Here is a 1,009-nt window from a genome sequence, read left to right on the forward strand (position 1 = left end):
CCCGAGACCGGCACCATCACCGCGCCGAAGGTGTGGATCACGATGCTGATCGGCGCCATCCTGGTCGTCGGCTTCGTCCTGTACTCGTTCAAGCCGCGTCACCCGCTGCTCGACCTGCGGCTGTTCCGCAACCGCAACCTGACCGTCTCGTCGATCTCCCTGTTCGTGTTCATCATCGCCTTCATGGGCGCCGGGCTGCTCTTCCCGAGCTACTTCCTGCAGGTCCGCGGCGAGTCGACGTTGCACGCCGGCCTGCTGATGGCGCCGCAGGGCATCGGCGCGATGGTCACCATGCCGATCGCGGGCATGCTGGCCGACAAGATCCCGGTCGGGCGTACGGTGCCGTTCGCGATGACGCTCATCGCCGCCGGGTTCTTCACGTTCACCCAGGTCGGCACCGACACGTCGTACCTGCTGCTGTGCGGCTCGCTGTTCGTCATGGGCCTCGGCATGGGCGGCACGATGATGCCGATCATGACCTCGGCGTTGCGCACGCTGACCAGCCAGGAGGTGGCGCGCGGCTCGACGCTGGTGAACATCCTCCAGCAGATCGGCGGGTCCATCGGCTCGGCGATCATGTCGGTCATCCTGACCAGCCGGCTCAACGGCTCAGAGCCGATCCCGGGCCTGACCAACCCGCGCACCGGCGAGCAGATCACCGAGGCGGGGGCGGCGATCGCCAGCCAGCAGGGCGCCAACCTGCCGGTGCCGCCGAACATCCTCGAGCGTGGCCTGGAGTTCGTGGCCGACTCGTTCGCCGCGACGTTCTGGGTCGGCTTCGTGCTGGTGCTGGCGACGTTCATCCCGATCGCGTTCCTGCCGCGCAAGCGTCAGGCCGCGAAGACCGGCGACCCGGGCGGTGGCGACCGAGCCGACGCCGCGGTGCTGATGCACTGAGGATCCCGCCGCTGCCGGCCGGACGGCAGCACCGCCGGGCGGCCGCTTCGGCCGGCCGGCACGGTAGAGCTGCGGCGTGGTGCCCCCGTTCCGCTTGTAGGCGACCGTGAGG

Annotated in this window: 1 protein-coding gene; it reads left to right on the forward strand. The window is 69.5% G+C overall.

What is annotated here, in order from left to right; translation table 11 throughout:
• The coding region (locus AB0M20_RS45695; RefSeq protein WP_364307954.1) for an MFS transporter at positions 1 to 897 on the forward strand (897 nt) is incomplete at its 5' end.
• Positions 898 to 1,009: the final 112 nt, after the last annotated feature.

The sequence above is a fragment of the Actinoplanes sp. NPDC051633 genome (assembly GCF_040681735.1).
GTDB lineage: Bacteria > Actinomycetota > Actinomycetes > Mycobacteriales > Micromonosporaceae > Actinoplanes.